The organism is Bacteroides cellulosilyticus DSM 14838, from assembly GCF_000158035.1.
Taxonomy (GTDB): domain Bacteria; phylum Bacteroidota; class Bacteroidia; order Bacteroidales; family Bacteroidaceae; genus Bacteroides; species Bacteroides cellulosilyticus.
The window spans coordinates 363777-370868 of sequence record NZ_EQ973492.1 but is presented as its reverse complement, the minus strand read 5'-3'; the positions used below and the strand labels follow the sequence as shown (position 1 = coordinate 370868).

Here is a 7092-nt window from a genome sequence, read left to right as displayed (position 1 = left end):
CGGGAAGAGCCACTGTATGCGTTGAGAATCAATATTCTATCTTCATTTCCCGGTTTAAATGCTGAGGATACTTCGCCAAATACATTAACAGCATTTAAAAGGAAAGCAACTAATATAATAAACACTCTGATTATTATTTGCAAATATTTCATCGAAATTACAGTTTAGTCTCCAAGTGTACCCATTCTTTACCACACAAGGAACAAAAGGTCTACATCATAGAGAAATTAGACTGCAAAACTAATTAAAAATCAGAGAATTCCCAGTTTTTGGAAAAGAGATTTTTAAAGAGGATTGCGTATCTTCCATATTCTGCGTACTTTTGAAAGCATAAAACAATAATATCAATGAAAATACTTCATACCAGCGACTGGCACCTGGGACATACATTATATAATTATGACCGTAGCCACGAGCAACAAGCATTTTTGCAACAACTAACCCGCATCGTAGCAGAAGAAATGCCGGATGCAATGGTAGTGAGCGGAGACATCTATCACTACTCCACCCCATCGGCAGCCACACAAAAGATGTACACGGATGGTATGCTCGAAATTCACAGGGCATGTCCCGGAATGACAATTGTGGTAACTGCCGGAAACCACGACAGCAGTTCTAAACTGGAAATAGACAGCAGTCTATGGAACCATTTTGGTGTGAAAGTCGTGGGAAACATCGAACGTACCCGGGAAGAGGTGAATCTGGAAAAACATATCGTGGAAGTAATAGATGAAGCAGCAGCACTGAAAGGATATATCATTGCCGTCCCCCACGTCTATCCACAGAATTTCCCGATGCTGGACACTGAAACGCCACGCGAAGAACGGCAAGCACGTTTCTTCCAGGCATTGCTGGACGAAGTAGGAAAAATGAACACGGGAGGATTGCCCGTTGTATTAATGGCACACCTCTCCATAGAAGGCAGCGACCGGACGGGGCATGACGAAACCGTGGGTGGAATAGAATACGTCCCCATCAGTTCCATGGGCGAAGGATACGATTATCTGGCACTCGGACACATTCATTGTCCGCAGAACATCAAAGGAAACGGACGGCATGCACGCTATTGCGGTACCCCCCTACCCGTCAGTTTCGACGAAGCTTATCCACACTCCGTATCTATCGTCGAATTAAAAGGACGGGAAGCGCCACAGATAAGGACAATAGAAATAGAAAATCCAATACCACTCGTCACCCTCCCCAAGGAACCGGTAGTCTTTGAAGAAGCCATAAAGTTACTGGAAGAATATCCGGACGATAAGCCGGCTTATATCCGCTTGAATGTTCTGATAAAAGACTATCTGTCACCCGACTGCAATGAACGGGCATCGAATGCCGTAAGAGGAAAAAGCTGTAAATACTGCTATATCAAATCCAACCGCGAAAAACAAACTTCAGACTACATAGCCCGGCACATCTCCATCCAGGAAATGCAGGAAATGTCTCCACTGGAAATAGCCAGACTTTATTATCAGGAGGCAGAAGGAGAAGAGATGGACGAGGAACTCTGTGAACTGATGAGCAGTGTCGTACAGAAAGTGAGAGAAAAGAATAATCTGCGCTAATCCGTGTAATCTGTGGTGAACTATGAAACTTCAAAAACTGACTATAAAAGAATCTGGCCTCGATAGAAGATGCCGTCATTGATTTTGAGAACGGCCCCTTAAGTGAAGAATCCCTGTTCCTGATCTGTGGTGAAACAGGCGCCGGTAAAACAACATTACTCGATGCCATTTGCCTGGCACTCTATAATGAAACGCCCCGCATGGAACGCACAGCAAATGAAAAGTACCGGGATGTAGGGCAAACGTTTTCTTCTAAAAAGGAAGATGTGGCTATAAACGACAGCCGCCAACTGATGCGACGAAATACCAGTGAAGCTTGGACAGAACTGGAATTTATCGGATCAAACGAAATACCTTACATCGCCAAATGGTACGTAGCCCGCGCACATCGGAAAGCATCCGGTGCCATTCAAGACACTAAATGGACGCTGGAAAACTGCAAAACCAATCTCCAACTCACCAAGAGAAACGAAATCAAAGCGGAAATACAAGAAGCCGTAGGGTTGAACTTCGAGCAATTCTGCCGCACCACCCTATTGGCTCAAGGAGATTTCACTAAGTTTCTTCAGAGCAAAGAAAGTGAGAAATCGGACATCCTGGAGAAACTGACAGGTACCGGAATTTATTCTGAAATAGGTGCAGGGATTTATGCCATAACGAAAGAAAAGCGCGTAGACTATGAGAATCAGAACCGGAAACTGGAAGGAATCCATGTGCTGACTGAAGAAGAAATGACCGGAATTAACGAAACAATGGCTGCGTTAAGTAGCGAAATCAACGGAAATACCGGGCAAAAGAACATAGCAGCACTGAAACGTGACTGGCTGAAAAGAAATACTGAACTCACCCTTACTCAAGAAAGTCAACAGAAAATCTGGGAAGTGAAGAAAGAACAGTTACAATCGGATGACTTCCGGCAGAAAGAACTACTGATAAAGGATTGGAATCACACTGCGGATGCTCGCAATTGGCTCTCCTCTTTCAAACAGCAGCAGTGGCAACAAGAAATCAATGCCGAACAAACCGAAAGCTTGAAGCAGAATTTCATCCGCCTCAGCAGTGGCTGCGTTTGGCTGAAGGAGAATATGAAAGAGCAACAGGCAAAACTAATTCTTGCTGAAGAATATCTGCAAACCCATGCACCGTTCCTGCCCATGTTCGAGCAGAGCCAGTCTATCGTCACCGATTTGAATGCCGTGCTCTCCTCACATTCCCGCATCTCCATTTACGAAAAGCAGATAGTGGAATTGGTACGGCAGCAACCTGCCCAAGAGCAAGAACGCACAAATAAGGAGAATGACTTCAATCTGAAAAGCAAAGAGAATCAAATCAGGCAACAGGAAATAAACCAACTGAACGCACAGCTTGATTCCATGAACCGGAGTGCCTTGCAAGAAAAGAAAAGTACATTGGAGACTATCAAAGAGAATTTGCAGAAAGCTCAAAATGCCCTGATAGTACTGGAAGATAAAAAGGCGGCTTTGGCCACAGCAGAGGAAAACGAGAAATCACTGGAAACCAATCTGCAAGCCGGCAAGAACCGGAACGGGAAACTTAAAAACGAATTCGACACTCAGAAGAAGGCGTACGATGACCTCAAAGAGCTTTATGACAAACAAAAAGAAGCTGTGGAGGAATGGGCCAAAGAAGCCCGTGCCCGTCTGTCCATAGGAGATATGTGTCCGGTATGCGGCCAAAAGATAGAGGTACTCAGCAAGGACGAAGATTTTCAGTCGATGCTTGCCCCTATCCGGCAGTCGCTGGAAGCAAAAGAGAAAGAATACAAGGAAGCGGAACAAGCATTAAACAGCAACCGGGCAGAGGTCAAAACTTACGAGAATATGATAGCGAACAGCCGCCTGGCAACAGAAAAGACCCGAAAAGGTCATGATCTTGCCCGAACGGAAGCAGAAGAGCAATGCAGTCGGTGTTCTATTTCAAGCATCTCCGACAATACCAAAGAAATACTGGAAAAGTTATTTCAGGAGAATAAACTGAATCTGGAGAATGTCAATGCCAAACTAAATGAAATACAAACCCTCTCCAACCATATTTCCAGGCTGCAACATCTGAAGGATAATCACCAGAAAGCTGTGGAAGCCGCCCGGAATGCATTGGACACCGCCGACAAAAATCTGACGAAGCTGAAAAACGATATCACCAATAAACATTCACTGGCGGAAAGTGAAAAAGAGATTGTTCGTACTACGCTGGAACGCGTCAGTCCACTGATTCTTTGGGAAGGGTGGCAAACGGAGTGGCAGACCTCCCCTACCGCTTTTATCGAACGCCTACAGAAATCCGCAGAGCATTATAAACTTGCACAGAACAGACAGGCGGAATTAAAAACTGCCATCGCCCTCATCGATAAAGAACTGAGCAGCATATCCGCCACACAAGAACTGATCTGTACGGCTTTCCCTGAATGGAGGTATCTTACGGCAAAGGAAAAAATGGAAATCAAGAATCTGGGAATGGCGTGGAATACGCTGAATTCTGACGTCAGCGGACTGAAACAGAACATCCTGTCTGTCCGGAAGAATCTCGATGAGCTACAAGCCAGCCTGACAGCATTCTATACCACACACCCGGATATGGACGAAGCACGCCTCATCGCTCTTTCCTCCTACTCCAACGAACAAATAGAATCTCTGCGTAGCGGACAGCAGAAGCTTAGAGAAGAAGAAGTGGCAGCACAGACAGCCTTCAGACTTACAACCAGCCAACTGGAAGAACACCAAAGTAAGAAGCCGGAAATGGAAGAAGAAGAAACCCTTGAAAGTCTGGATAGTCTTATCACTGCTTTGGATGAAAAGATCACAGCAGGCAATCAGACCCTCTTACGACTGAAAATCCAATTGGAAGAGAATGCGAAAAATATTGCCCGGATAAAAGATGAGAAGAAACGTGCAGACGAATTGCGGGAGGTTTATCTGAAATGGGACCGCCTTTGCCATCACTTTGGTGACGAGAAAGGAACGAATTTCCGAAATATTGCCCAGAGCTTCGTACTGAAAGAATTGCTCAATGGAGCAAACTTCTACCTGCAACGCCTGACCGAACGTTACGAGTTGGAATGTCAGGCAGGTTCACTCACCATTCTGTTGCGCGATTTATATCAGGGAGGTGCGGCACGTCCGGCCTGTACACTGTCCGGCGGAGAGAGTTTCCTGGTTTCTCTGTCATTGGCACTCGGTTTGTCTTCACTCAGCCGGCATAGCCTGTCTGTAGATACATTGTTCATTGATGAAGGATTCGGAACCCTGAGCAGTGATTATCTGAACACAGTAATGGACACACTGGAGAAACTGCACCAGATGGGCGGCAAAAAAGTGGGTATCATCAGCCATGTAGAAGGACTGCGCGAGCGGATCAAGACCCAGATACAGGTGAAGCGAATTGATAATTCGAGAAGTGAAATCACAACAGTGAGGACACTATGAATTTTATTGTGTACTTTTGTAGCAACTATTAATAAAAAAAGACAATGAAGAAGTTCATAAAAGGAGTCCGGTTTGCTCCTAAAAACTATTCCGACGAAGTAGAAGTGAAGATTCAACACTATAAAAAGGAAGGTTATAAACTACCGTCGCGCCACTTATTGCGCACCGAAGAACAACTGGCGGGCATCCGCGAAAGTGCCAAAATCAACACCGCACTGCTGGATTACATTTCTACAAACATCCGCGAAGGAATGTCCACTGCGGAAATTGACCACATGGTTTATGAATTTACAACGGATCATGATGCAATACCTGCCCCTTTCATGTACGAAGGTTTTCCCAAAAGTGTATGTACAAGTATCAATGACGTGGTATGTCATGGCATCCCAAGCACGAAAGAGTTCCTGCGCAGCGGAGATATTGTGAATGTGGACGTTTCCACCATTTATAAAGGATATTTCTCGGATGCGTCACGAATGTACATGATTGGAGAAGTGAAGCCGGAAATGCAACGCCTGGTACAGGTGGCAAAGGAATGCCGTGACATTGGCGTACAGACAGCACAACCGTGGGCACGGCTTGGAGACGTCGGTGCAGCCATTCAGGAACATGCGGAGAAAAACGGATACAGTGTAGTACGCGACCTGTGCGGGCACGGCGTAGGAATCAAGTTCCATGAAGAACCGGACGTTGAGCACTTCGGCAAGCGCGGTACAGGTATGCTTATCGTTCCGGGAATGACATTCACCATCGAACCGATGATCAATATGGGAACTTACGAAGTCTTCATTGATGAAGCCGACGGATGGACCGTCTGCACAGACGACGGACTGCCTTCGGCACAATGGGAAAGTATGCTTCTGATTACCGAAAACGGCAACGAGATATTGACTGAATAAGCATGGATATTGTTTTTCTAATTATCGGTCTTATAGTAGGTGTCGGCGTAGGGTATCTGATAGCCGGACGAAAAAGTGCCGCGTTGTCCGCACAACTGCAAGCCACCCGCGAACGGGAAGAACTGCTGAATCGTACGGTAGAAGAACGGATTGCACGTGAGAGAACCATCACAGCCGAGCGCCTGGCGGAGCAGGAAAAATCTTTCAATCTGAGACTGGCGGAGCAGCAGAAGCAATGGGAAGAGCGTCTGAAATTGCAAACTGAAGAAGCGGAAGCCTTGCACAAACGCATGAGCACGGAGTTTGAGAATCTCTCCAACCGCATTTTCAAAAGCAAGACAGAAGACTTCACCAAGCTGAATTCGGAGCATCTCAGCAATTTACTCCGCCCATTGGGGGAAAACCTGAAAGATTTCCGGGAAAAGGTAGAACAAGTATATGACAAAGAGTCGAAACAACGTTTCTCGCTGGAAGAACGCATCAAAGATTTGGTAGAACTGAACAACCGGATCAGCGAAGATGCCAACAACCTGACCCGTGCGCTAAAAGGTGATTCCAAGATACAGGGCAACTGGGGAGAAATGATACTGGAACGTCTGTTGCAAGCTTCCGGCCTGATAGAAGGCGAACATTACTTCCGCCAGGAATTCCTGAAAAACGAACAGGGTGAAATGCTGACCAACGAAGAAAGCGGTCAGAGAATGCAGCCGGATATTATTGTCAGGTATCCGGATGAGCGGGAAATGATTATCGACTCCAAGGTATCCCTGACTGCCTATGCCGCCTACAATTCCGCCGAAAACAAAGAGGAAGAGGCTCGCTGGCTGAAAGCACATCTGCAATCGGTACGGGCGCATGTGGATGAACTCAGTCAGAAGGATTATTCGCATTATGATGCAAAAGCGCCGGACTTTGTGATGATGTTTATCCCTACCGAAGCTGCCTACCTGACGGCGATCAAAGCGGATACCAATCTATGGGAATACGCCTATAATAAAAAGGTGGTATTGATGAGTCCTACCAATCTGATCAGTGCGCTCCGCCTTTCCCTCGATCTCTGGAAACGGGAAAACCAAGTGAAGAATGTGCAGGATATTATCAAACGAGGTACATTGCTTTACGAAAAGATTGCCGGATTTACAGATACATTCTTGCGCATCGGTGACAATCTGAGCGGATTGCAAA

General features: G+C 46.0%; 4 protein-coding genes. All 4 read left to right on the top strand.

Features of this window, described 5'->3' with window-relative positions:
* The first annotated feature begins 347 nt into the window (after window positions 1-347).
* Window positions 348-1565, top strand: coding sequence for an exonuclease SbcCD subunit D (locus BACCELL_RS19565; RefSeq protein ID WP_007213761.1), 1218 nt, complete (start codon window positions 348-350; stop codon window positions 1563-1565).
* A 53-nt stretch (window positions 1566-1618) separates the two neighbouring features.
* Window positions 1619-5008: an AAA family ATPase gene (locus BACCELL_RS19560; RefSeq protein WP_345917048.1), complete on the top strand. Its 3390-nt coding sequence runs from the start codon at window positions 1619-1621 to the stop codon at window positions 5006-5008.
* 44 nt (window positions 5009-5052) lie between these two features.
* Window positions 5053-5907, top strand: coding sequence for a type I methionyl aminopeptidase (map, locus tag BACCELL_RS19555; RefSeq protein WP_007213759.1), 855 nt, complete (start codon window positions 5053-5055; stop codon window positions 5905-5907).
* A gap of 2 nt (window positions 5908-5909) precedes the next feature.
* On the top strand, window positions 5910-7092 hold a 1183-nt coding region (locus BACCELL_RS19550), incomplete at its 3' end, for a DNA recombination protein RmuC (RefSeq protein WP_007213758.1).